At 70.4% G+C, this 24,891-nt stretch carries 18 protein-coding genes; 5 read left to right on the top strand and 13 right to left on the bottom strand.

Translation table 11 applies throughout. The features are described from left to right. Window positions 1-65: 65 nt before the first annotated feature. Together ABH927_RS21445 and ahcY are read right to left on the bottom strand one after the other, a co-directional pair. The gene (locus ABH927_RS21445) at window positions 66-1,337 is read right to left on the bottom strand and encodes an adenosylhomocysteinase (RefSeq protein ID WP_370024038.1); all 1,272 of its coding nucleotides are present in this window, start codon (window positions 1,335-1,337) and stop codon (window positions 66-68) included. A gap of 249 nt (window positions 1,338-1,586) precedes the next feature. After that, entirely contained in the window at window positions 1,587-3,014 is a 1,428-nt protein-coding gene (gene ahcY / locus ABH927_RS21440) for an adenosylhomocysteinase (protein WP_370024037.1), read from the bottom strand. 476 nt (window positions 3,015-3,490) lie between these two features. Between ahcY and ABH927_RS21435 the strand changes: the two genes are divergently transcribed. Beyond that, entirely contained in the window at window positions 3,491-3,823 is a 333-nt protein-coding gene (locus ABH927_RS21435) for a MerR family transcriptional regulator (RefSeq protein ID WP_370024036.1), read from the top strand. Window positions 3,824-4,160: 337 nt separating this feature from the next. Continuing rightward, window positions 4,161-4,775 carry a LuxR C-terminal-related transcriptional regulator gene (locus ABH927_RS21430; RefSeq protein WP_370024035.1) on the top strand — a complete coding sequence of 205 codons (615 nt, stop codon included), beginning with the start codon at window positions 4,161-4,163 and terminating at the stop codon, window positions 4,773-4,775. 140 nt (window positions 4,776-4,915) lie between these two features. Here ABH927_RS21430 and ABH927_RS21425 read toward each other — a convergent pair whose 3' ends face one another. The 5 genes from ABH927_RS21425 to ABH927_RS21405 form a co-directional block, all read right to left on the bottom strand. Continuing rightward, on the bottom strand, window positions 4,916-5,851 hold the full coding sequence (locus ABH927_RS21425) for a cation diffusion facilitator family transporter (protein WP_370024034.1): 936 nt from the start codon (window positions 5,849-5,851) through the stop codon (window positions 4,916-4,918). Between the two features lie 32 nt (window positions 5,852-5,883). Beyond that, the gene (locus tag ABH927_RS21420) at window positions 5,884-7,050 is read right to left on the bottom strand and encodes an SIS domain-containing protein (RefSeq protein ID WP_370024033.1); all 1,167 of its coding nucleotides are present in this window, start codon (window positions 7,048-7,050) and stop codon (window positions 5,884-5,886) included. After that, entirely contained in the window at window positions 7,047-7,220 is a 174-nt protein-coding gene (locus tag ABH927_RS21415; RefSeq protein ID WP_370024032.1) for a Trm112 family protein, read from the bottom strand. Before ABH927_RS21415 ends, ABH927_RS21420 begins: the two co-directional genes overlap by 4 nt. A gap of 5 nt (window positions 7,221-7,225) precedes the next feature. Beyond that, entirely contained in the window at window positions 7,226-8,587 is a 1,362-nt protein-coding gene (locus ABH927_RS21410; protein WP_370024031.1) for a phosphomannomutase/phosphoglucomutase, read from the bottom strand. Between the two features lie 116 nt (window positions 8,588-8,703). Beyond that, the gene (locus ABH927_RS21405) at window positions 8,704-9,069 is read right to left on the bottom strand and encodes a DUF3499 domain-containing protein (protein ID WP_370024030.1); all 366 of its coding nucleotides are present in this window, start codon (window positions 9,067-9,069) and stop codon (window positions 8,704-8,706) included. Window positions 9,070-9,410: 341 nt separating this feature from the next. On the opposite strand from ABH927_RS21405, the gene ABH927_RS21400 reads away from it, so the two are divergent. Then, window positions 9,411-9,806: a metallopeptidase family protein gene (locus ABH927_RS21400; RefSeq protein WP_370024125.1), complete on the top strand. Its 396-nt coding sequence runs from the start codon at window positions 9,411-9,413 to the stop codon at window positions 9,804-9,806. Between the two features lie 249 nt (window positions 9,807-10,055). Here the strand turns inward: ABH927_RS21400 and ABH927_RS21395 are convergent, their stop codons facing one another. The 4 genes from ABH927_RS21395 to ABH927_RS21380 form a co-directional block, all read right to left on the bottom strand. Further along, the gene (locus ABH927_RS21395; RefSeq protein ID WP_370024029.1) at window positions 10,056-11,600 is read right to left on the bottom strand and encodes a DUF5719 family protein; all 1,545 of its coding nucleotides are present in this window, start codon (window positions 11,598-11,600) and stop codon (window positions 10,056-10,058) included. Next, window positions 11,597-14,461 (bottom strand): glycosyltransferase, encoded by a 2,865-nt coding sequence (locus ABH927_RS21390; protein WP_370024028.1) that lies wholly within the window; start codon window positions 14,459-14,461, stop codon window positions 11,597-11,599. The genes ABH927_RS21395 and ABH927_RS21390 overlap by 4 nt, the downstream gene beginning before the upstream one ends. Before the next feature lie 245 nt (window positions 14,462-14,706). After that, a complete protein-coding gene (locus ABH927_RS21385; protein WP_370024027.1) occupies window positions 14,707-14,964 on the bottom strand; it encodes a WhiB family transcriptional regulator in 258 nt (85 codons plus the stop codon). A gap of 192 nt (window positions 14,965-15,156) precedes the next feature. Continuing rightward, window positions 15,157-17,646: a hypothetical protein gene (locus ABH927_RS21380; protein WP_370024026.1), complete on the bottom strand. Its 2,490-nt coding sequence runs from the start codon at window positions 17,644-17,646 to the stop codon at window positions 15,157-15,159. Between the two features lie 175 nt (window positions 17,647-17,821). Between ABH927_RS21380 and cofD the strand changes: the two genes are divergently transcribed. Both cofD and ABH927_RS21370 read left to right on the top strand, forming a co-directional pair. Further along, window positions 17,822-18,775: a 2-phospho-L-lactate transferase gene (cofD, locus tag ABH927_RS21375; protein WP_370024025.1), complete on the top strand. Its 954-nt coding sequence runs from the start codon at window positions 17,822-17,824 to the stop codon at window positions 18,773-18,775. 135 nt (window positions 18,776-18,910) lie between these two features. Then, complete coding sequence (locus tag ABH927_RS21370; protein ID WP_370024024.1) at window positions 18,911-20,194, top strand: coenzyme F420-0:L-glutamate ligase; 1,284 nt, start codon at window positions 18,911-18,913, stop codon at window positions 20,192-20,194. A gap of 11 nt (window positions 20,195-20,205) precedes the next feature. Here ABH927_RS21370 and ABH927_RS21365 read toward each other — a convergent pair whose 3' ends face one another. Then, a complete protein-coding gene (locus tag ABH927_RS21365; protein WP_370024023.1) occupies window positions 20,206-21,963 on the bottom strand; it encodes a substrate-binding and VWA domain-containing protein in 1,758 nt (585 codons plus the stop codon). A 220-nt stretch (window positions 21,964-22,183) separates the two neighbouring features. Further along, a complete protein-coding gene (locus ABH927_RS21360) occupies window positions 22,184-24,874 on the bottom strand; it encodes a bifunctional FO biosynthesis protein CofGH (RefSeq protein ID WP_370024022.1) in 2,691 nt (896 codons plus the stop codon). Window positions 24,875-24,891: the final 17 nt, after the last annotated feature.

The raw sequence follows: 24,891 nt of genomic DNA, 5'->3' as shown, positions 1-24,891 counted from the left end.
GTGGGAGAGGCCGCACCGGTCGTGCCCGCCCTCTCAAAATGGGGGCCGCCGGAGCGCCGGACAGGTCAGGAGCCGAGCCGCCAGGAGTGGAGGTAGTCCTCCTGCTCGGTGGTGAGGGCATCGATCGCGATCCCGGCGGCGGCCAGCTTGAGCCGCGCCACCTCGGCGTCGATGTCCGCCGGGACGTCGTAGACGCCGGGCGAGAGCCGTACCGACTCCTGGGCGAGCCAGCCGACGGCGAGGGCCTGGGCGGAGAAGGACATGTCCATGACGGCCGCCGGATGACCCTCGGCGGCGGTCAGGTTGACGAGGCGGCCCTCGGCGAGGAGGAGCAGCCGCCTGCCGTCCTCCAGGACGTACTCATCCGTATTCGGACGAATCCCGAAATTTACGGTTTGCGCCATCTCTTCGAGCGCGCGCACATCGATCTCGACGTCGAAATGACCGGCGTTGGCCAGGATCGCGCCGTCCTTCATGACGGCGAGGTGCTCGGCCCGGATGACGTCGCGGTTGCCGGTCACGGTGACGAACACGTCGCCGATCTCGGCGGCCCGGCTCATGGTCTGGACGTCGTAGCCCTGCAGGGACGCGTCGAGGGCCTTCACGGGGTCGATCTCGGTCACGACCACCCGGGCTCCCAGGCCCTTGGCTCGCTCGGCCACCCCCCGGCCGCAGAACCCGAACCCGGCGACGACGATGGTCCGGCCGGCGAGGAGGACGTTCGTGGCCCGCATGATGCCGTCGAGCGTGGACTGGCCCGTGCCGTACCTGTTGTCGAACATCCGCTTCGTCCGGGTGTCGTTCACCGCGACCATGGGGAACCGGAGGGCGCCCTCTGACGCCATCTGGCGGAGCCGGATGATGCCGGTGGTCGTCTCCTCACAGCCGCCGATGACGGCTTCCAGCAACTCCACACGCTCGGTGTGGAGGATATTGACGAGGTCACAGCCATCGTCAAGCACGATATTTGGCGAAATATCGAGCGCTTGATGGATATGGCGGTAATAGGTCTCCCTGTCCACCCCGGCACGGGCCTGGACGGCGATGCCGTAGTCCGCGAGAGCGGCGGCGACGTCGTCCTGAGTGGACAGGGGGTTGGACGCGGCCAGGGCGATTTCCGCGCCTCCGGCCTTGAGGGCGCCCATGAGCACGGCGGTCTCGGCGGTCACGTGGAGACAGGCCGCGATCCGCAGCCCGTCGAGCGGCCGGTCCTTGGCGAACCCGGCGCCGATGGCCTCCAGGACCGGCATGGAACGGGCGGCCCATCCGATCCGCCGCTCCCCCGCCTCCACCATCCCGCCGTGATCATGCACAACTTCCTCGCTTACCGCCCTCACGTGGCCCTTCATCGGCCGTGATCATGCACGAGTCCCCCGGCAGGGCTCCTGCCAGGGAAACCGCCTTCGTGATCATGCAGCTGACCGCCGATGCCCGCGTGGTCATCCAACGGTCAACCGCATGATCACGAATTGCGGATCCGCAGCTCAAGCGAGCCGCACGGGAACATGTGCATGATCACGAATCGCGTCGTCCCAGCTCCGCCCGGCGATCCAGGAACCAGTGCATGATCACGCCGAGTCGAAAAATCAGTAACGGTAGTGGTCCGGCTTGTAGGGGCCTTCGACGTCCACACCGATGTACTCGGCCTGCTTCTTGGTCAGCTTGGTGAGCTTGACCCCGAGGGCGTCCAGGTGGAGACGGGCGACCTTCTCGTCGAGGTGCTTGGGCAGCACGTAGACGCCGATCGGGTACTCCGAGGTCTTGGTGAACAGCTCGATCTGGGCGATCACCTGGTTGGTGAACGAGTTCGACATGACGAACGACGGGTGGCCGGTGGCGCAACCCAGGTTCATCAGGCGGCCCTCGGCGAGCACGATGATCGAGTGCCCGTCGGGGAAGACCCACTCGTCGACCTGCGGCTTGATGTTGTTCTTCACGATGCCCGGGATGCGGGCGAGCCCGGCCATGTCGATCTCGTTGTCGAAGTGCCCGATGTTGGACACGATCGCCTGGTGCTTCATCTGCGACATGTGCTCGGCGGTGATGATGCCGAAGTTGCCCGTCGTCGAGACGAAGATGTCCGCGATGCCGACGACGTCCTCCAGCGTGGTGACCTGGAAGCCGTCCATGGCCGCCTGCAGGGCGCAGATCGGGTCGATCTCGGTGACGACCACACGGGCGCCCTGGCCGCGCAGCGCGTCGGCGCAGCCCTTGCCCACGTCGCCGTAGCCGCAGACCACGGCCACCTTGCCGCCGATCAGCACGTCGACGGCCCGGTTGAGCCCGTCGATCACCGAGTGGCGGCAGCCGTACTTGTTGTCGAACTTCGACTTGGTCACCGAGTCGTTCACGTTGATCGCCGGGAAGAGGAGCTGCCCGCCCTTGTGCATCTCGTAGAGCCGGTGGACACCGGTCGTCGTCTCCTCGGTGACACCCTTGATGGCCTCGGCGATCTTGGTCCAGCGCTTCTCGTCCGAGACCGTACGGCGGAGCGTGTCGAGGATGATCCCCCACTCCTCGGGGTCGTCCTCGCCCGCGGCCGGCACGGCGCCCGCCTTCTCGAACTCCACGCCCTTGTGGACCAAAAGCGTGGCGTCGCCGCCGTCGTCGAGGATCATGTTCGGGCCGGAGCCGTCAGGCCACGCGAGAGCCTGCTCGGTGCACCACCAGTACTCCTCCAGAGTCTCGCCCTTCCAGGCGAACACCGGAACACCGGAGGGGTTGTCAACCGTGCCGTTCGGGCCGACGACGACCGCGGCGGCCGCGTGGTCCTGGGTCGAGAAGATGTTGCAGCTCACCCAGCGGACATCGGCGCCGAGCGCGACCAGCGTCTCGATGAGCACAGCCGTCTGGATGGTCATGTGCAGCGAGCCCATGATCTTCGCACCCTTGAGCGGCTGCGAAGCGGCGTACTCCCTCCGGGTCGCCATGAGGCCCGGCATCTCGTGCTCGGCGAGGCGGATCTCCTTACGGCCGAATTCCGCAAGAGCAAGGTCGGCGACCTTGAAGTCCATGACTGTGTCCCTCCGTTGTCCGTCGTCTGAGATTTTAGGCGCCCCGTACGGCCCGGCGCACGCGCAGATGCAGGAACCTGACATGAAAATGTTAGGTTTGATCCCAGTGCGCGCGGGCCGCGGACGGACGGCGCGCTCGACCGGATCGCGGTGGGGACCTGCACCGCGCTCGCCGCAATCCATCGGGCAGGCGTGGTCCACCGTGACTTCAAACCGGGCAACGTCCGATCGCCTCGGACGGGCCCCGCGACCGGGAGGCCACACTCGAGGTGAGCCGGGAGGGGGAGAGCTCAGCCCGGTACACCGGCACCATCAGTCGTGCCTCCTGACGACCGTGGGCGTCCACCAGGCGATCGACGACGGGTTGGGTCGCGGGACGGCGGGCTCTACCGTGACGGAAGAAGCGGTGGAGAAGCGGCGGAGAAGCGGATGCGGCGGGACGACCCGGCTGCGGCCCAGAACCGAAGGGGGCACCGATGCGGATAACGGAGGCGGCCAAGCGGCTCGGCATGTCCCCCCGCATGCTGCGCTACCGGGAGGCCCTCGGCCTGCTCCCCCCGGTGCGGGACCGGGGTTCGCATCGCAGGTTCGGCCCCGAGGAACTGGCCGCCGTCAGCCAGGCCATGGAGCTGGAGCGCCGTTTCGACGTGTCACCGGCGGAGCTCGCCTTCGCGTTGCGCGCCTTGTCGGAGCCTGTGGTCGCGCAGGCCGTACGGGACCTCGGGATCAGGATCGGCCGCATCCAGGCGCCGCGCAGAGCCCTGGACTTCGAGAAGGAGAAGGCCCTGCGCCTCCTCCGCTCCCGCTAGCCGCACCACCCCCACCCGACTACACACAGCCGTACGGCCGGCACAACCTCGGCCCCGCAGTTGTACGGCCCGCTGATCGCTCCTGGGAGTGACGACACGGGACACTGCCGCATCGGAGAATCTCGGGCGTGAATCAGACAACACGACTCACGAAGCTGGAGGCGAGTCTCTCGTCGTTCGATCTTCGCAGGGCTCTTTCCTCGCCCCTGGACATCATCATCGGCGCGGCTCTGGCCTCTGTCGCGGGCTTGGGCATGGTCTCGGACAACGAAGGGCTCGGAGCCGCCATCGCCGTCCTGCTGGCCACCGCGCCGCACGTCATGCGCCACGCCTACCCATGGCTCACGATCGGGCTGACCCTCCTCGGGGCCGTGCTCCTCCTGGCCGTGGCGCCGCGCCCGGACTTCTGGGCCATCCCGGTCTTCCTGTCGGGGCTGCTCTCCCTGTACACACTCCAGCGGATGGCATGCCGGTGCTGAACGGGATCGAGGCCGCCCGGACCATCACCGAGCTGGGCGCCAAGGCCATCATGATCACGACCTTCGACCTGGACGAGTACGTCTATGACGCGCTCCTCGCGGGGGCGAGCGGCTTCCTGCTCAAGGACATCAGAGCGGAGGAGCTGGCGAACAGCGTGCGGATCGTCGCCCGCGGGGACGCCCTGCTCGCCCCCAAGATGACGAGACGCCTGATCGCCGAGTTCACCCGCCGCCGCCGCGTCCAGGCGGAGACCCTGCTGACGCCACGGGAGTCCGAGGTGCTCCGCCTGATCGCCCGAGGGCTGTCCAACGCCGAGATCGCGGCCGAGCTGGTCGTGACCGAGCACACCGTGAAGACGCACGTCGCGCGGGTGCTGTCCAAACTCGGCCTCAGGGATCGCACTCAGGCGGTGATCCACGCCTACGAGACCGGGCTCGTCCAGGCGGGCGACCGCGATCCCCTCACCGGCTGATCCTCACGAACTCCGCCGTCACGACGAGAACCGGCTCTTGGCCATGCTCCCGGCCATACCGGGCGCCGAGCCGTACGAACTCGTCGTGACGGCGGCTCAGCGCTCAACGGCCGCCCCCGCGGCTCAGGACCGACGGTGAGTCACGTGTGGGACGCGGCGGTGCCGGCGTCCGCTCGGTAGAGATCGGGCTCCAGGTAGATGACACGGGCGATGGGCACCGCCTTGCGGATGCGCTGCTCGGCCTCGTCGATGCCCTTGGCCACCTCGGCCGCCGTCTCGTCGTGATCCACCGCGATCTTCGCCGCGACCAGGAGCTCCTCCGGCCCCAGGTGGAGCGTGCGGAGGTGGATGACCTTGGCGACGCCGGCGTCCTCCAGGGCGGCGCAGATCTGCTTCTCGACCTCGGGAGTCGCGCTCTCACCGATCAGCAGCGACTTCGTCTCCACGGCCAGGATCACCGCGATGACGGCGAGCAGAAGACCGATCATGACCGTGCCGACGCCGTCCCAGATCCCGTTGCCAGTGATCACGGCCATCGTCACGCCGAAGAGGGCGAGGACGAGGCCGAGCAGCGCGCCGAAGTCCTCCAGCAGGACGACGGGCAACTCGGGAGCCTTCGCCCTGCGGATGAACGACACCCACGAGTGATCGCCCTTAATCTCCCGCGACTCCTTGATGGCCGTCCGGAACGAGAAGCCCTCCGCCACGATCGCGAAGATCAGGACGATGAAGGCCCACAGCGGCGACTCAACCGGATGCGGATCGGCGATCTTGTGCCAGCCCTCGTAGATCGAGAAGAGGGCACCGATGGTGAACAGCACAACGGCCACCACGAAGGCGTAGAAGTACCGCTCGCGCCCGTAGCCGAAGGGGTGCTTGCGCGTGCGGCCCCTCTCAGCCCGCTTACCGCCGAGAAGCAGCAGCGCCTGGTTACCGGAGTCGGCGACCGAGTGGACGGACTCCGCGAGCATCGACGACGACCCCGTAAAGAGGAACGCCACGAATTTCGAGGCCGCGATCGCCAGATTGGCGCCCAACGCCGCGATGATCGCCTTGGTACCGCCGCCCGCACTCACACGAAACTCCTCAGTAATCGGCCAGAGCGATCCTATTGGGAAATTCGGGCCTTGAGTTCCGCGATGGCGGACACCGCCGTGGGATCGATGCCATACCCGAGGGCCAGGTAGACGCTGGCGTAGTCGCCCAGGCCGACCAGCGTGGCGAGCCGCTCCAGCGGGTGGCCGCCCTCGGCGAGGACCTCCGAGACGGGAACGCCCCGGTCCTCGGCCAGCCGTACGGACACGACACGGCGCTTGGCGACCTGCGGATGCTCCTCGACGTCGCGCAGCAGGACGAGCCGCAGCCGGGCGGCCGGACCGCCGGGGCCGCCGGGCTCGTCGGGCTCGTCGGCGAAGGGGTCCGCGAAGATGTCCCGCCCGGCCAGCGGGCCGTCCAGGGTGGCGACCTGGTTGTGGTGCACCTCCGGGATCTCTCCCCAGATGGCGGGATATTTGGCGTTCTCGTTGAGCTGGCAGGCCAGCCGGTGCGCCGCGACCGCGGCGATGGGAGACGTCCCCCAGACGAGTGGGATGCTCCCCGCCAGCTCCATCGCGAGCGTCTTTCCAGGGTTGATGAACGACTCGCTCGACGGGCGGCAGCGGTGAGAGATGTCCTCCAGCCGCGTGGCCACCGCCTCGAAGACGTCCTCTCCGGCCTTCACCAGGTTCATCTCGGAGGCCGCGACGACGAGCGGGACCAGCAGCTCCCACAGCGCCGCCCTCGGCTGGTTCGCCCCGCTCGACACCGGGACGAAGGTTCCGCCGCCCCGTGCCACCAGCGCCGCCAGAGGCGAGTCGGCCGCGCCGACCCCGAGTGTCGGGCTGCCGCGCCGTACGGCTTCCGCGGCCAGAGCGAGCGTCTCCTCGCTGTTGCCGGAGCGGGAGACGACCATGACCAGATCGGCCGCGCCGACCCAGCCGGGCAGCCGATAGCCACGGACCGTGATGATCGGCAGGGGCGTGCCGTTCCCGCAGACGGCGTCGAGCACGTCGCCCGAGATGCCGGCGCCGCCCATCCCGGCCACCACGATGGCCCGGGGCCGGCCGTTCGCGACCATCCTCGCCACCCCGGCCTCGACGGCGGCCCGGTAAGCGGTGCGCACCTGAGCAGCCGCGGACGCCACGGACCGGAGCATCCCGGAGGGGTCGCCCTCCGCCAGATACGACTGGTCGTCGAGCCTGTCCGGCTCGAAGCGCGCCCCTCCGGCGTCGCTCATGCCTTGCGCGCCTCGTCGACGAGAAGGACCGGGATGTCGTCACGGACCGGATAGACCAGCCCGCACGCCTCCGAGGTGCAGGCCAGCTCGTCGGTGTCGGCCTCCACACGCAGCGGAGACTTGCACGCCGGGCAGGCCAGGATGTCCAGCAGCCAGTCGTCGATCTTCAACTCTGTCAGCTCCTTACGAGAGCGAGCACTTCGTCTCGCACGGCGGCCACCTTGTCCTCGTCGGCCGCCTCGGCGTTGAGCCGCAGCAGCGGCTCGGTGTTGGACGGGCGGAGGTTGAACCACCAGTCCGGACCGCTCACGGTGAGGCCGTCAAGCTCGTCGAAGGTAACACCCTCGCGGGCCGCGAAGGTCTCCCGGACGCGCTCCAGGGCGGCGGCCTGGTCGCCCACCCTGCTGTTGATCTCCCCGGACGCGGCGTACCGGGTGTACTGCGACAGGACCTCCGACAGCGGCCGGTCCTGCTCGCCGAGCGCGGCGAGGACGTGCAGGGCCGCCAGCATGCCCGAGTCGGCGAACCAGAAGTCGCGGAAGTAGTAGTGAGCCGAGTGCTCGCCTCCGAAGACGGCTCCCGTGCGGGCCATCTCGGCCTTGATGTACGAGTGCCCCACTCGGGTGCGGACCGGGACGCCGCCGTGCTCCCGGACGATCTCGGGCACACCCTTCGACGTGATCAGGTTGTGGATGATCGTCGCGCCCGGGTGCTTGGCCAGCTCCCGCACCGCGACCAGCGCGGTGATCGTGGACGGTGAGACCGACTCACCGCGTTCGTCGATCACCCAGCAGCGGTCGGCGTCGCCGTCGAACGCGATGCCGATGTCGGCGCCCCTGTCGACGACCGCCTTCTGCAGGTCGCGCAGGTTCTCCGGCTCGATCGGGTTCGCCTCGTGGTTGGGGAAGCTGCCGTCGAGCTCGAAGTAGAGCGAGGTCAGCTCGATCGGCAGGCCCTGGAACACTTCGGGGACGGTGTAGCCGCCCATGCCGTTCCCGGCGTCCACGACCACCTTCAGCGGCCGGATGCCGGAAAGGTCGACCAGCGTCTTCAGATGCTCGGCGTACCCCTTCAGAAGGTTCTGCTCCGTCACCGTGCCCTTGCCGGCGGTGCCGGTGTCCTCCCCGGCGCCGTCGAGAAGCTGGGAGGCGCGGTCTCGGATCTCGGTGAGACCCGTGTCGGTGCCCACGGGGACCGCGCCGGCGCGGCACATCTTCATGCCGTTGTACTGCGCGGGGTTGTGGCTGGCCGTGAACATGACACCGGGCAGGCCGAGGCTGCCGCTGGCGTAGTAGAGAAGGTCGGTCGAACCGAGGCCGGCGCTCACCACGTCGGCGCCACGCGAGGTCGCCCCGCGCGCGAAGGCGGCCGCCAGCGGTCCGGAGGAGGTGCGCATGTCATGGGCCACGACCACCGACTCCGCGCCTGTCACCTCGACGAAGGCCGCCCCGACGGCTCGGGCTATGTTCTCGTCGAGCTCGTCCGGCACCACGCCGCGCACGTCGTACGCTTTGAAGATCTTCGTGAGGTCGGCCACCGCTGCCCCTAAGAGTCGTCTGTCTACGGACCTGAGCCTATAGCGCCCGACAGTCCCCACGACGACCGAGCCGACGCTGTGCGCGCGATCTCAACGCGCGTTCTCAAGGCGCGATCTCAGCGCTCCCTGTTGGGCTGGGCCGACTTGAGGACCCGGAGATGGCCGCGGCGACCGACCTCGACCGCCTGGCCGATGGGCTCGCCCGCGCTGGGAGCGGGACGGGCGGCTTCGCGAACCGCGTTGGCGAGCGCCTCCAGATCGTCTCCGCTGGGCGATCCGGGCTCCGACGGGAGCCGCACGACCTCCCACCCGCGAGGGGCCGTGAGCCGTTCCGCGTGTTCCGCGCACAGGTCGTAACAGTGTGGTTCGACGTACGTCGCCAGGGGGCCGAGAACGGCGGTCGAGTCGGCGTAGACATACGTGAGTGTGAAGACGGCAGGCTGCCTGCAGGCGGTACGGGAACAGCTGCGGACGGGGCTCACGGAGGGACCGTATCCGGTCCGCGTTCACATTGCCACCACCCCGCCGCTCTTATCGAGCGTGTCGCCACAATCCAGCAAGTTCCGAAGTCGGCAGGAGATTGCAGGACAACCCAGTCAGTACCCCACGTGATGAGTGAAAACCACTCGGAATGGACGGTTCAGCCGGAACCGGCGATCTCCCAAGTTAGGCCAAGATCACCCACAAAAGCGGGCACCGCCGTACGGCTCCGCCGCGGTCGTGTGCGGCGCTCTAAGCTGGCTCCGTGAGCGAGCGGAGCGAGCCCGGCGAGAGGCCGGCCCCGAAACGGCGCGTGCGCCGGCGTGACCGGCACGGCCGCGGCATGCGTGGGCCCCTCGCGCCCGCGCACGTGCCGATCGCCAAGTCCCGTGGCGAGCGCTTCGACGACCTGGTGCTCGACGCCGTGGACCGGCTGAAGCCCCGCTGGGGCACACAGCTCGCGACCGTCGAGTTCGCCGTCGAGGAGGTTCCTCCGGCGAGCGAGCTGATCGACGGCCCGGCGCGGCTGGCGTCCGACCCGATTCCGTTCGGCCGGGCGGACTCAGCCGCCGGAGACGACCCCGCGGCCATCGTCGTCTACCGGAGGCCCATCGAGGCCAGAGCGCGCGACCGCGACCAGCTCGGCACGCTCGTCTTCGACGTCGTCGTCGAGCAGGTCGCCAGCCTTCTCGGCCTCACCCCCGAAACGATCGACCCCGGATACGACGACCGCCACTAAAGCCCCAGCCCGCCCACCGTCGCCGTGATCATGCAGAGTTTCCCGGGAAGCCCGGGGACGTGGGTTTCCCGGATCGTGATCATGCATGGATTCCGCCGTACGCGGTCTGCTCAGGGCCGGTGCCGTTTGTGATCATGCGGTGTCTGCCCGTCGGGCGCACCCTCGCCATGCATGATCACGCTCCACAAACCACCAGGCAGGACGACGCCTGCGGGAACACGTGCATGATCACGCGGCAAGGGGCGGGCTTCAGGGGAGTACGGCGCTGGGAGAGTCGACCGTGGGAGGGACGAGGGCCCAGGTGCGTGCCAGGGCGAGGGGCTGCGTGGTGATGAACAGCCCTTGGGGAGTCGCCTCGGTGAGGACGCGCCCGCCGTAGACGGGGCCCGACCCGGGCTGGGGCTGGACCGCGACGCTGAATCCGGCCTTGCTGCCCGGCGGCGCCTTCAGCGTGATCTCCTTCGTCCGGGCGGCGGGGATCTGGACGTCGAACGGCGCGGGCATCGGCCCCTCCTTCGGCAGGAGCTGGATCTTGACTGTGGCCGCCGCGAAGGGCGCCGACAGCACGAGGCCGGAGCTCTGCTTACGGGCCGCGCGGGCGTCCGCCACGACGCTGCCGAGGTCGATGGGCGGCACTCCGGCGGTGAACGCGACGTCCTGGCTCGTGCCGGTGCCCGTGATCTTCAAGCCCGCGACGATCGGCACGTCTGCGGACAGCACGAGCGCGGCGGGCTGTCCCCCGATGCCCGTGGACATGTCGAGCGTGGCCGTCGACCCGGCCGGGACGTCGACGGACTCCTTGTTCTTGAGCGCGTAGGACCCGTCCTTGAGCACGGCCTTCACCTGGACCACGGTGTCCTGCTCGCCGGGGGCGGTGACGTAGAGCTCGCGGAGACCGGCAGTGCCGGGGATTCCCGGGACGACCACCCTGGTGGCCGGCTCAGCGGCGATGGGCAGCCAGTCGACGCCCTTGCCCTCGCCGAGCACCGCCTTCACCGCGGCGGCCACGCGGCCGCTTGTGGTGCTGACCTCCACCGCCATCACGAGGGGTGACGGGGCGAGGTCGCGGAGTTTGACCGCGCGGTGCTGGCCGGGCTGGAGGACAAGGCCGCTCCCCCGGTCGCTGAGCACGGGCCCCTCACCGGAGTAGATCATGATCTCGACGTCGGCGGGGGCCGCGTCGACGTTCGTGACGTAGAGCGTCACGTCGGCCGCGGCCGGCCCCGGGCCGACGAACCAGGCGTTCGCCCCCGGCTCGACACAGCGCACGGCGGCAAGCCCGCGCTGGCTGCCCGACTTCTCCCTGGCCGTCTGCGCGGTCTCCAGTCCCGCGGCCATCGAACCGGTCGCGGCGATGGCGAGCGGCTCACTGCCGGGAGCGATCTCCTGCTGCCACAAGACCCCGGGCCGCTGGACCGTCGCCACCGGCTTGCCCGTGGTCCCTGGCTGGCCCGTGGTCCCTGGCTGGCCCGTGGTCCCTGGCTTGGTGGTCCCGTCGGCACCACCCTCGGGCTTGCCAGTGGGCTGCGCCTCCGGCGTGGCGGTGGGGGGCTGGATCTCGGCGACGGTGGCGGCGCCGGGCGCCTGGGCGCCGGGCGGGGTGACCACGCTCACCCGGCTGCCGCCGGGGGCCGGGCACACGGTCGTGACGGAGCCGACGGGAGCCCGCACGGCCTGGGGCGGCTTGTGCACCACCGGTGCGGGACGGCTCGCGTAGGCCACGCCGTACAGCGCGGCGAGCGCGACCAGGACGAGGGCGAGCAGGCCGAAGCGGTTCTCGATCAGGCCTTTCACGCCGGCACCCGGTCTCCCCGAGCCCGGCGGCGCCCCCGGGACTCCTCGGCCGGGGCGTCGGCGTACTGCTCGTCCAGGTCATCCGTACGGGCCCCCGGAGAGGCCAGGATCAGCACGAGGCCGACGAGGACCGCCTGGGCCCACAGCCAGATCCTGTGCCGGGAGTCCGTGCCCGCCGGTCCGCCCGCCGGCGGCGGGACGGGAGCGGGCGCGGCCATCCGCCACAGCCCGGTGGTCTGCGACAGGCTGACCCGCACGAGAGCGGGATCGGAGTCGAGCGCCCGCTGCAACGCGGGGTCGACGGGTCCGGGCACGGTGACGAACTGGACGCCGTAGGACGCCAGCGTCGCGGCATACGTGCCGCCCCTGCCGGAGGCGAGCCCGGCCACGGCGCTCTCCAGCCCCAGGCGCGCGCGCTCCGGAGGCCGCAGTTCCGACTCGCCGATGAGCGGCGCCCTGCCGCTCAGGAGGGTGTAGGCGAGGCGTCCCTCCTTGGGACGCATCAGGAGCGTGCTCTGCCCCTTGGCGGATCCGACCGCGGCCAGCACGGGCATCGGGTCGCGCACGCCGCGCCGCAGCGGGTCTTCCGCTCCCGATTTGATCCACATCGACGCCGCCGCCAGCGGCGTCGCGAAGGCGACCGCGACGATCAGGAGGGCGCCCGCGCGGCGGAGGCCTCCGGCGGCGCGGAACTCCGCGATCCGGTGGGCCGGATGCGCGGCCGCCACAAGCAGGCCGGTCGCGGCCAGCGCCAACGGCACACCGGGCCACGCCGGGACGTCGCCCACGTTCAGGCGGCTGACCACGGTGGCCACCAGCACACCGAAGAGCATGGCCCCCCACCCGATCGCCACGACCATCTGGTGACGGCGCAGCAGCAGCGCGGCCAGCGCGACGGCGACCAGGCCGGCGGTCACCCATACCGGCGGCACACCGGGGCCACCGGGGCTCAGCATGAGGAGCGAATCGGCCCCCAGCCGGGGATCGGCCAGCGTGGCGTCGCGCAGCCCCGCCTCCAGCACGATGCGGCCCGGATCCCGCACCATCTCGGCCAGCCAGGGGAACAGCAGGACCAGCGGGGTTCCGAGGCCGATGGCGAGCGACAGGCCCACGCCCCGCCGTACGCCGCCGAACGACACCGCGGCGAGCCCGCCCAGAATGGCCACGAGCACGTAGACCAGCGGGGCGAAAGCCGTACCGACCGCGAGGAGCAGGCCGAACCCCCAGGCGGCGCGGCGTGATCCCGCGACGACCCTCGTGGCGAGGGCCGCGTAGACCGGGAGCAGGACGAAGACGATCGCCGTCCCGAGGCGGCCGCTCGCGATCACTCCCGTCGCGACCGGCAGCAGCGCGTAGGTCGCGGCCAGCCAGACCCTCGCCGGGGTGTAGGCGATCATCCTCTTGGTCGCGGCGTACGCCGAGAGGCCGGCGAGCGGCACACACCCGAGCAGCAGCACCGAGACGGCCAGCCAGGTCTTGCCGAAGAAGACCGTGGACAGGGCGGCCAGCACCGCGACGTACGGCGGGGCCCACGTGTCCGACCCCAGCCCGGCGGTGTGGTGGTTCTCGGTGTAGAGCCGCCAGAGGTCGGACGCACCTCCGGTGACCGGCGCCAGCGCGCCGCCCCCGAGCAGGCCGCCGAACAGCAGCGACCGCTCCGCCGCCACGGTGATGGCGATGAGGATGAGGCACAGCGCCACGCCGGGGTTGCCGAACACCCACTGGAACCCACCGGAGTCGGTGAGCAGCTCGTCGCCGTCCTCCTGGGAGGGCTCCCCCGCCGCGGCGTGGTGGCGGCCCGCGGAGTCGACGGGCCCCTCCCCGGCGATGAAGCTCTGCACCATGTCGGCCAGCCGCCGGAACGCCGCCCCCGGCGGGGTGAGCAGGCGCTCGACCGCGGCGTACCCCTGTTTCCTGCCCTGCTTGCGGGCCTTGCGGAAGCGCCCCAGGCGGCGTGGATGGGCGAGGATCGAGCTGAGGGCGGCGACCTCGTCGAGGGCGTTCGCGGGCTGCTTGGCCAGGAGGAACAGCACGGTCCTGACCAGCGAGCCGGAGATGTTGCGGGCGATGGAGCGCAGCAGCGCCCAGAACGGCAGGTTCGCCATGATGACGAGCAGGCCGTTGCGCCGGTCCAGCCTGCGGGGATGCTCGTTGCTCGCGGAGATCCGCCTCCGGCGGCGGGCCGACGCCTCCGCGTGCCACGCCACCGCGTCGGGCACGTTGAGGACCCGGTGCCCGGCCGCGCGTGCCCGCCAGCACAGGTCGAGGTCGTCGCGGAACAGCGGCAGCTCCGGGTCGAGGCCCGAAAGCGCCTCCCAGACCTCGCGGCGGATCAGCATGCCGGCGGTCGAGACCGACAGGACGTCACGGATGTCGTCGTGCTGGCCCTGGTCGTACTCCCTCGGTTCGAGGCCCGTGTCCCGCCGGCCCGACCTGCCGACGGTCACGCCCATCTCCAGCAGCACGCGCCGGTCGAGCCAGTCGCGAAGCTTCGGGCCGAGGATCGCGGCCTTCGGGTCCTGGTCGGCCGCCCACAACAACGCCTGCAGCGCCTGCGCGTCGGGAGCGCAGTCGTCGTGGAGCAGCCAGATCCACTCGTGGCCCTGCTCCTGGACCTGCGCGCGGGGCAGCCGCCGCAGCACCTCGTGTACGGCCTCGCCGAACCCGGTGGACCTCGACATGCTGAGCACGTTGCTGGGGCCGAACGCCTCGGTCAGCAGCTGTCCGCTGCCGTCGCGGCTGCCGTTGTCGACGCCGACGACACGGTCAAGCGGACGGGTCTGACGCAGAACCGCCGTCAGCGTCTCCTTGAGCCAGCGGGCGCCGTCATGGGCGACGACGATCGCGGTGACCGAGTGCAAGTCGAGTCCTAGGGGGGTCGTACGGCTGAGCGCGGACCACGATACGGCAAGCCCGGCTCACTCGATCACACCCGCGCCAAACCGTTAGCGCATGGGCCCTCGACTCGATCAGTGCCGTTCAGCACCGTTCAGTGCCGGTCAGTGCCGGTCAGTGCCGGTCAAACGCCGCCACGGCTGGTAGACCCCCACGAGCGGAAACCGTCAGGCGGGGCCACGCGCCCTCCGCGTGGCCCTCGCCCGTGGTCTCAAACCGCCTGACGCTTGATCCTGCGCCGTTCCCGTTCCGACAGCCCACCCCAGATGCCGAACCGCTCATCATGTTCGAGCGCGTACTCAAGACACTCCGCCCGCACTTCACACGAACGGCACACCTTCTTGGCTTCTCTGGTGGAGCCGCCCTTCTCAGGAAAGAACGCCTCCGGGTCGGTTTGAGCGCACAATGCCCGCTCTTGCCAACCAAGATCTTCACCATCGAGCGCCTGTGCCACGACCAATTCGGTCATTGCACACCTCCCTGTCGCTCGCCCGCCCACAATGGAGCCCCCCATAAAACGTCTCCCCTGTACCCACCCTCGGGGAGCCGTAACAACACGTCTGTAATTACACGCGCGTGCCGCGTGTGGCGTCAAGCGGCATAACGATACCCGGGGAAAGACCCGCTTGCCCCGGTTCGTACGCCCCGATCTTCGGTCCTATCAGCGTTCGGAACCATACCAAGGGAGATCGGGCTCGGTTCTGTGGCCTGCCTGCTCTGTGCCGGAACCTTCCTCATACTTTGCCTGCGACCGGTCGGGGGTGTAGATCGCGGTGGGGTCGATCGGCTCCTCCCGCCGGAGCGGCCCGCTCAGCGGATCCCCCTGGTAGCTGGGCGGATCGAAGCGCAGCGTACGGTCGGCGGGCTCGCCACCGGACGCCGGATACGGCGTGGGCTCGGGCCGCTGGGGGTGTCCCAGGGGGTTGTCGTAGTAGTCCTGAGCCTTGGGGAACTCCTGGCCTGCGTAGTCCTTCGAGGAGTAGTCCTGCGAGGGGTAGTCCTGCGACGGGTAGTCCGGGGCCTTGGGCATCGGTCCGGTGGGATAGTCGGTCACCGGCGCCGGCTGCCCGAGCTGCTGATAGCTCTGCGCCTGCTGGTAGGCCTGCTGGATCTGCTGCTCCCTCGGATCGGCCGCGCCCTCATACGGGGACGGCTTGTCGAACTCGTAACCGTTGTGGAAACCGTTCTCGAAGCCGTTGTGAGAGCCGGCGTGAGAACCGGCGTGAGAACCGGTGTGGGAGCCGTCCTCGCCGACGGGCTGCGGCCCGGCCGAGTGCCTGGCGAACTGCGGGCCGGAGTATCCGGCGAAAGGCGACCCCTGCTGGTCGTACGCCTGGCTCTGGTCCCGGTCGTACGGCTGGCCGTGGTCGCGCTGCTCATACGGCCGGGCCTCGGCGGCGGGTTGGGCCGGGGCCTGGGAGGCGGGCTGGCCGAAGCCGGAATCGCCATAGGGGCTCTGGGGGAAGCCGCGCCCGTCCGATCCCCCGGACTGCGGGAACCCGGATGCGCTGGGGAATCCCGACGCTTCCGACTGGTGGAAGCCGGGACCTTCCGGCTGGCCGCCGAACGACGGCTGACCGTATCCGCCCGTCTCCGACTGCCGCCCGGCATAGCCGTACTGCTCGTTCGCCTGGCCCTGAGACGGCTGCGGGAAGCCGTCGAACGACTGGCCGGGCTGGCCCAGGTGGTCGGGCTGGCCCGGCGAGAGCGCGGACGAGTAGGCGGACGGGGCCGAGTCGGCCTGCGTGCCGTAGGAACCGGAAAGCCCCCCCGCCCGATCCGGCCCGAACCCCTGACCCTCAGAGCCGAACCGCTGACCGTCAGCGCCCGGCCTCTGGCCATCGGAGCCGAATCCCTGGCCATTCGACGCGAACCCCTGGCCCTCGGGAGTGGGCCACTGGCCTTCCGGCCCGAACCGCTGACCATCCCCGAATTGCCGGCCCTCAGCGCCGAACCTCTGGCCTTCGGGGCCATAGCCCTGGGCCGGTCCTTCCGGGACGTAACCCTGGGAGCCGCGATCCGGGCCGAAGCCCTCGGGTCCGGGCCGGTCCTGCTGGAAGCCGGGCGTGCCGTACTGCTCCGAGTAGTCCGAGTAGGAGGTTCCCGGCTGGCCGTGCGAAGGCTGAGCCTGCGGGGGCGACGGCTGGGCGGGCGGCATTCCGGACGGAAGCGCGTGCGACGCCTGGTGGCTCCCCGTGCCCGCCTGCGAGAACGAGGCGGGCTGGCCCGCATAGCTGTCGCTCTGGTGCTGGCCCGCGTAACCCTCACCCTGGTGCTGGGACGCGCCGTAGGGCTCCGGAGAGCGGTCCTGGCGGAACGGCTCGTGCGTGCCGTACGGCTCCTGCGCGTACTGGGGCTGTCCCGGCTGCTGACCCGGCTGCTGACCCGGCTGCTGACCCGGCTGCTGACTGGGACCCTGCTGCTGTCCGTACTGTGGCTGCTGCTCGTACTGCTGGTGCTGCTGCTGGTGTTCGGCGGGGGCCGGAAGCTGGGGGTAGGACGCGGCGGGCGCGGGAACGGCCGCGCCCGGCGCCGGCTGCTGGCCATGCCGGTCCCCGGAGCCGTTGCCCTCGCCATGACCGTGGGCGTGATTGAAACCCTGGGGCTGCCCATGCTCGGGGCCTTGGGGGTAGGCCTGGGCATGCGGCACGTGGGCGTCGTTGCGCTGGCCGCCGTAGAAGCCCTCGCCGGAGCGGCCGGGCCGGCGGACCGGCTGGAGGGCGGCGGCCGTACTTGTCGCGAAAACCACACCGAGAGCGGCCAGAGCGAGCATGGGGAGGCCGGTGATCAGAAATTCAAACCTGTCACGGAAGCCCGGAAGATCGCCGAACAGAATCCCCAGCACACCGATCAGACCGAAAAGGGCGCCCACTCCGAGCGCGCCCGCGACGCCGAGCGTGACGAGCCTCGCCCGAGGCGTCGGCTCGCCCAGCTTCGTCACAAGCAGCACCGCCCCCACGCCCAAGGCGGTGGAGACCGGAGAGGCAAGATTCCCGACAAGGCTCAGACCGGCCCGGTAGCCGAAGGTCAGCGCCCCCGGGCCGGGGCTGCTCAGCAAGCGTCCGACGCCAACGAGAATGCCGGTGGACACGACGGACAGCATGATCCACGCCGCCGGCTCTCGCAGCCGGCCGGTATCGACCTTCAGCACAACTACCCCCAATGCGTCCAAACGGCACTCGGGGAAGTTTTGCACATGCCTGACTTTGGTGTCGGCTGACCCAAGAACCTCATTCGACGCGCCAGTGCCCAACTACCCATATTTGCCGCATTATTCCGGGGTGGGTGTTCACAGCCCGCCGAAGGCCCGGTGGAAGACTGTCGGCATGCGCATCGTGTCCCTCGCCGGCGGAATCGGCGGCGCCCGTTTCCTCCGCGGCCTCAAGGCGGCGGCCCCCGACTCCGAGATCACCGTCATCGGCAACACCGGAGACGACATCACGCTCTTCGGCCTCCGCGTCTGCCCTGATCTCGACACCGTCATGTACACCCTCGGCGGCGGCATCAACGAGGAGCAGGGCTGGGGGCGGGCCGACGAGCGCCACACCGTCAAGGAGGAGCTGGCCGCCTACGGTGTGGAGCCCCAGTGGTTCGGCCTCGGCGACCGTGACTTCGCGACGCACATCGTGCGGACCCAGATGCTGTCGGCGGGCTATCCGCTGTCCCAGGTCACCGAGGCGCTGTGCGCGCGGTGGCAGCCCGGTGTCCGGCTCCTGCCGATGTCCGACGACCGGACGGAGTCCCACGTCGTCATCGCGGACGCGGACGCGGACGGCCGGCGGGCGATCCACTTCCAGGAGTGGTGGGTGCGCCTGCGGGCGTCCGTCCCGGCCGAGCAGATCGCCCTCGTGGGCGCGGAGGAGGCCAGCCCGGCTCCCGGCGTCCTCGACGCGATCCGAGACGCCGATGTCGTGATATTTCCGCCATCGAACCCGGTCGTCAGTATCGGGACGATCCTTCAGATCCCCGGCATCCGGGCGGCCGTGGAAGAGAAGACGGTCGTCGGAGTCTCCCCCATCATCGGCGGCGCACCCGTACGCGGCATGGCCGACGCCTGCCTGACCGCGATCGGCGTGGAGACAAGCGCGCAGGCCGTGCTGGAGCTGTACGGCTCCCGCCTGGTCGACGGGTGGCTCGTGGCGGAGGAGGACAAGGGCGTCGCCCTCGATGGCGTGGCCGTCGAGGCCCGGCCGATCCTCATGGACTCTCCGGACGCGACGAGGGAGATCGCCGCCGCCGCCCTCACTCTCGCCCAGTCCCTCACGTCCCCCTCTGCATGATCACGCCAAAGCCCTTGAGACCTTGCCGTGATCATGCACGGGTTCCCGGTTGACCGCGCCGACCTGCGAGTATCAGCTTCGCGATCATGCATTAGCGTCAGACATATCGATCCCGTCTCAAGAGGAAGTCGAGTCGTGGCTCCCATCACCATCACCGGGATTCCCGGGTTGCCCGAGGTCGAGGCCGGGGACGACATCGCCGGACTCGTGGCCCAGGCCGCGCCCACCTTGGAGGACGGCGACATCCTGGTCGTCACCTCGAAGATCGTGAGCAAGGCCGAGGGCCGCGTCCGTCAGGGCGACAGCCGTACCGCCGCGATCGAGGAGGAGACCGCCCGCGTCGTGGCCCGGCGCGGCGAGACGGTCATCGCCCAGACCAGGCACGGTTTCGTGATGGCGGCGGCGGGCGTGGACGCCTCGAACACCGCCCCCGGCACCATCCTGCTGCTCCCCGAGGACCCCGACGGCTCCGCCCGGCGGATCAGGCAAGGCCTCCGCGACCGGCTCGGCGTCGAGGTCGGCGTGATCGTCTCCGACACGTTCGGGCGGCCCTGGCGGCACGGGCTGACCGACGTGGCCATCGGCGCGGCGGGCGTCCGGCCGCTCGACGACTTCCGCGGCCTTTCGGACACGTACGGCAACCCGCTGAGCGCGACCGTCACCGCGCTGATCGACGAGATCGCGGCGGCCGGAGAGCTCGCCAAGGGCAAGCTCTCCGGGGTCCCGGTGGCGGTGGTCCGGGGGCTCCGCGACCTGGTCACCGCCGACGACGGCCCGGGCGCCCGCGCCCTCATCAGGCCCGCCGACGAGGACATGTTCCGATACGGCTCGGCCGACGTCGTCTTCGCCCGTCGCACGATCCGGGAGTTCTCCGGGCGAGAGGTCGACCCGGCGGCGGTACGGCGGGCGGTGGCGGCCGCCATCGCCGCCCCGGCCCCGCACCACACCACACCGTGGCGCTTCGTCCTTCTCGAAACCCCCGGGATCCGTACGGAACTCCTCGACGCCATGCGGGACGCCTGGATCGACGACCTGCGGTCGGACGGCTTCTCCGAGGAGTCGATCGCGCGCCGCGTCAGGCGGGGCGACGTGCTGAGGAACGCCCCCTACCTGGCGGTCCCCTGCCTGGTGATGGAGGGCTCCCACACCTACCGCGACGACCGCAGGAACGCGTCCGAGCGCGAGATGTTCGTGGTCGCGACCGGCGCGGGCGTGGAGAACTTCCTCGTCCAACTCGCCGTGGAGGGCCTCGGCTCGGCGTGGGTGTCGTCCACGATGTTCTGCCGCGACGTCGTGCGCAAGGTGCTCGACCTGCCGCCGACCTGGGACCCCATGGGAGCCGTCGCCATCGGCCACCCCGCCGGGCCACCCCGCGACCGCCCCCAGAGGGACGCCGCCGACTTCATCGTCACCCGCTGAGCACGCCCCGATCAGTTGCTGGACGGCCGGCAGGTCGGGTGGCAGAGCCGCCGGGCCAGGGCGGAGAGGAACACATCGATGATCTGGCCCGGCTCCTGGGCGACGTAGAGCTGTCCGTTGGTGGCCGAGACGATCTCGTTGAGGGCCTGCTGGTCGGCGCCCTTCCCGAACGCGACGACGATGATCTGGACGGGCTTGTCGGGGTTCCACTCCTTGTGGAGCCGCTCGACGAGCCGCTGCCGCGAGATGCCCTTCCCGTCGTCCCGCCCGGCCGTGAGCAGGAGCAGGGAGTTGCTCATCAGCGGGTTGTAACCCTCGGAGACCGACTGGAAGCCCTCGTTGATCGAGTCGTAGAGCGAGCTCGTCTTGTCGCCGCGCGCCTTGATGCCGTCCGCCACCCGGTAGAGCGCGGTCTTGCGGATCTCCTGGCCGCTCCCCGGCTCGGTGATCGGCCCGAGGCTCACGAGCTTCCGCTCGTTCTCGCCATCGGCGACATCCCTGGCGAACTCCCACAGGCCGATGTGGGTCTCGTTGGGGAACATCTGCAGGCCGAGCTTCGCGGCCTCGACGGCGACGTCCATCCGGGTCTTGCCACCAGCCCTGATGGGCTCGGCGTTCTCCTTCGACACGTCGGCGAGGACGAGGATCCGGCTCGGCGGGGCGAGGCGGCTCCACGCCTCCAGCGCCTCGTCGATCACCTCCGGCGTGATGGACGGCCGGGGCCTCGGCTGCTCGGTCGGGATGTCCGTACCCGCCGAGTAGGGCGGCTCCCGGCCGTCGGCCGTCCGGAAACCGTCGTGCCGCACGGCCTCCTGGACGGCGGCCGAGCGCAGCCAGTCGCCGAACAGCCGCGAGCCCGCCGCCTCGTCCGGGTCCGCCGCCGTCACGACGTAGGGATAGTCGAGGTTGATCGTGCCCTCCTTCGGCTGGAGGGCGGTCAGGGGGTCGGCGGGGATGTCGCGGTTGTGCGCCCAGACCGACTGCTCGGGGACGATGACCACCGGGCGGGTCCAGATGCTGGGCTGGTCCACGGCCTCCAGCATGCTGCGGTAGTCCGGGGCGGACCCGGCCTGGGCCATCCGCACGAACGCGGTGAGGTCCTTGTCGGCCGTCTCCCCCGACCCCACGATGTCCCGCGCGGCGGCGACGGTCGCGATGCCCGCCCCGGACACCGACGGGTCGGGGATCCGCACGATGTCCGGCTCGCCGTCCGTCGGCTGGAGCCGCCCGTGGACGGTGGCGGGGAAGACCATGTCCCAGCTCATGGCGGTCTTCCCCGTGGCGAACCGCTGGGCGACCGCCGGGCGCGTGGCGAACACGAGCGGGGAGGTCGCGACGACGGTCTCGTCGGCCGCGATGTCCTGGGCGCCCTGCTTGCGGGCCAGCCGCACCCAGGCGGAGGAGTCGGCGATCCAGCCGTCGGGGCGGTCCGGCAGGATCCCGGCGCGGTCGCCGATCAGCGTCCGCAGCACCGGGGCCGGCGACTGCTCGGCGACCTGGACCTTCACACACCGCCCGGACACTCCCGCGCCTCGCGTGTTGAACCGCTCCGCCGCCTCCATCACGGCCGGCGCGATGTCCACGGCCGAGGCCACGCTGACGAGGATCGGGGCGCGGGAGGAACACGTTCCTCCAGTACGGCTCGCGAACACGAACCCCAGCCCGCCGAGGACCGCGAGAACCGTGAGGCCCGCGACGACGCTGCGCCACCTGGCCCTCCTGCGGCGCAGCTCAGCGGTGAAAGCGGCGCGGTGACGACCGGAGGGCACGGTGACGATCCTTCACAGTTTCTCGGAGCGGATCCGCGAGCACGGAGGACGATTCTCCCCATCGCCACCGCACCGGGCGCAAGTGTCTCGAACGCAAATATATAGAACTTGTTATAACTCGCACTGAGAGCTGGATAGAGGAATCCGCGCATGATCACGGCAAGGGTTGCGGCAGGTCGGGCGGCCCGGCCGGGAACCCATGCATGATCACGGCAACGGGTCAGACCTGGGAGGCCAGCGGCAGCGTCCTGCGGACGCTGCGGCAGACGCCGTCGCTCCGTTCGGCCGCGGCCAGGCGCTCGGCGCTCGGCGTGCCGTACGACGTGGTCCGCTGCCGCAGCGGGCGGCCGGTGGGGGCGACCATCGCGGCGATCTCGCTGATCGTCCGGTAGGACCCGTTCTCGGATCCGGCCATGCGGCTGATCGTCTCCTCCATCAGCGTGCCGCCGAGGTCGTTCACGCCGCCTTCGAGCACGACGCGGCACAGGTCATCCTGGAGCTTGACCCACGAGCACTGGATGTTCCGGATGGCGCCGTGCAGCATGATCCTCGCCAGCGCGTGGACGGCCCGGTTCTCACGGGCGGTCGGCCCGGGGCGGGCGATCCCGGCCAGATAGATCGGCGCGCTGTGGTGGACGAACGGCAGCAGCACGAACTCGCTGAAGCCCCCCGTCTCCTCCTGGATCGTCCGGATGAGCCGGATGTGCCGCACCCAGTGGTCGTGCGTGTCCACGTGGCCGTACATCATGGTCGAGGTCGTGGGGATGCCGACCTTGTGGGCGGTGGTGATGACCTCGACCCATTCGCGGGTCGGGAGCTTGCCCTTGGTCAGCACCCAGCGCACGTCGTCGTCGAGGATCTCGGCGGCCGTTCCCGGCAGCGAGTCGACCCCGGCCTCCTTGGCCGCCTGCAGCCACTCCGCGATCGACAGGTTCGTCCGGCTCGCGCCGTTGATGACCTCCATTGGGGAGAAGGCGTGGACGTGCATGTCCGGGACGCGCTCCTTGACGGCCCGCGCGATGTCGAAGTAGGCCGTCCCGGGCAGGTCGGGGTGGATGCCGCCCTGCATGCAGACCTCGGTGGCCCCGGCCTCCCACGCCTCCTGCGCCCGGTCGGCCACCTCCGACAGCGACAGCGTGTAGGCGTCGGCGTCCGTGCGGCGCTGCGCGAACGCGCAGAACCGGCAGCCGGTGTAGCAGACGTTGGTGAAGTTGATGTTCCGGTTGACGACGTAGGTGACGTCGTCGCCCGTCACCTCCCGCCGCAGCCCGTCGGCGATGCGGGTCAGCTCGTCCAGGCCCGCGTCGTCCGCGCCGGCGCCGGTCGGGTCGCCCGCGAGGTCCAGCAGCGCGAGGGCCTGCTCGTCGGTCAGCCGGGCCGGGTCGCTCTCGGCCTGCCGCAGCGCCGCGCGGACGGCTCCGTCCACTCGACCGTCCACCCGTCCCGTACGGCTGCCGCCTCCGCTTGAGGGTCGGTCCTTTGGGAGTCGGTCACGCAGTGCGTCCCAGTCGCCGTAGACGTTGTCGAAGTCGTCACGGCGGTCGTTCGTCCGGCCCTCGGAGTCGACGGCGACGTGCAGGTCGGCGCGGCCCGTCGTCCGGAGGTTCTGGAACCCGCCGTCGGGCTCCTGCCACGGTCGGCCTCGAAGCACGGCGTCCTCACGGGCGAGCCCCGTGTCCGGGTCGGCGAGGGCGGCCACGTGCTCCCGGAGCCGGGGATCGAGCCACGGCTCCCCGGCCAGCACGTACTCCGGATAGATCGTGAGCCGTTCCCGGAGCGTGAACCCGGCGGCGGCCGTGCGGGCGGCCAGATCGTCGATCTGCGGCCACGGGCGCTCGGGGTTGACATGGTCGGGCGTAAGCGGGGAGACGCCTCCCCAGTCGTCGATGCCCGCGCGGATCATCATCGTGAACTCGTCGCCGATGAGGTTCGGCGGGGCCTGGATCCGAATCTTGGGACCGAGGATGAGCCGGGCCACCGCGATCGTCGCGGCCAGTTCGTGCAGGTCGGCGTCCGGCATGCCGCGCATGGCCGTGTCGGGCTTGGCGCGGAAGTTCTGGACGATGACCTCCTGGACCCCGCCGTACTCCCTGGCCACCCGGCGGATCGCGAAGATCGACTCGGCCCTGTCCTCGATCGTCTCGCCGATGCCGATCAGGATCCCGGTGGTGAACGGCACGTTGGTCCGGCCCGCGTCCTCCAGCACGCGGAGCCGTACCGCCGGGTCCTTGTCCGGCGAGCCGTAGTGGGCCTGCCCCTTCTCCGTGAACAGCCGCTCCGAGGTCGTCTCCAGCATCATGCCCATGGACGGCGAGACCGGCTTGAGCCGCTGGAGGTCGCGCCAGGTCATCACCCCGGGGTTGAGGTGGGGCAGCAGCCCGGTCTCCTCAAGGACGCGGATCGCCATGGCCCTGACGTACGACAGCGTGTCGTCGTAGCCGTGCGCGTGGAGCCAGTCGGCCGCCTGGTGCCACCGGTCCTCGGGGCGGTCGCCCAGCGTGAACAGGGCCTCCTTGCAGCCCATCGCGGCCCCCTGGCGGGCGACCTCGAGCACCTCGTCCGGCGACATGAAGGGGCTGTCCAGCTTGTGCGGCGCGGTGGCGAACGTGCAGTAGCCGCAGCGGTCCCGGCACAACCGGGTCAGCGGGATGAAGACCTTCCGGCTGTAGGTGACGATCCCCGGCCGTCCCACCGCGGCCAGCCCGGCGTCCCGGACCCGGGAGGCGTGTTCGAGCAGGGTCTCCAGGGCGTCACCCCGAGCGCGCAGCAGGATCGCGGCCTCCGCGACGTCGAGGGACTTGCCGTCGCGGGCCCGGGCGAGCGCACGGCGCGTACCACTGTCACCGTTCGATCCGCCGCTCACACCGCCACCGACCTGACTGCCACCGTTCAAAGCCTTCTGTGCCGTCATACGCGCACACTACGGCC

The sequence above is a fragment of the Planotetraspora sp. GP83 genome, from assembly GCF_041262585.1.
Classification (GTDB): Bacteria; Actinomycetota; Actinomycetes; order Streptosporangiales; family Streptosporangiaceae; genus JAOEGB01.
The sequence above is the reverse complement of the archived record's forward strand: the minus strand, read 5'-3'. Positions and strand labels throughout refer to the sequence as shown.

What these genes read in the sequence shown, in the direction of transcription:
- ahcY (WP_370024037.1), bottom strand. Translation starts at nt 3,014, where the DNA reads ATGGACTTCAAGGTCGCCGACCTTGCTCTTGCGGAATTCGGCCGTAAG.
- ABH927_RS21435 (WP_370024036.1), top strand. Translation starts at nt 3,491, where the DNA reads ATGCGGATAACGGAGGCGGCCAAGCGGCTCGGCATGTCCCCCCGCATG.
- ABH927_RS21430 (WP_370024035.1), top strand. Translation starts at nt 4,161, where the DNA reads ATGGCTCACGATCGGGCTGACCCTCCTCGGGGCCGTGCTCCTCCTGGC.
- ABH927_RS21420 (WP_370024033.1), bottom strand. Translation starts at nt 7,050, where the DNA reads ATGAGCGACGCCGGAGGGGCGCGCTTCGAGCCGGACAGGCTCGACGAC.
- ABH927_RS21400 (WP_370024125.1), top strand. Translation starts at nt 9,411, where the DNA reads ATGCGTGGGCCCCTCGCGCCCGCGCACGTGCCGATCGCCAAGTCCCGT.
- ABH927_RS21385 (WP_370024027.1), bottom strand. Translation starts at nt 14,964, where the DNA reads ATGACCGAATTGGTCGTGGCACAGGCGCTCGATGGTGAAGATCTTGGT.
- cofD (WP_370024025.1), top strand. Translation starts at nt 17,822, where the DNA reads ATGCGCATCGTGTCCCTCGCCGGCGGAATCGGCGGCGCCCGTTTCCTC.
- ABH927_RS21360 (WP_370024022.1), bottom strand. Translation starts at nt 24,874, where the DNA reads ATGACGGCACAGAAGGCTTTGAACGGTGGCAGTCAGGTCGGTGGCGGT.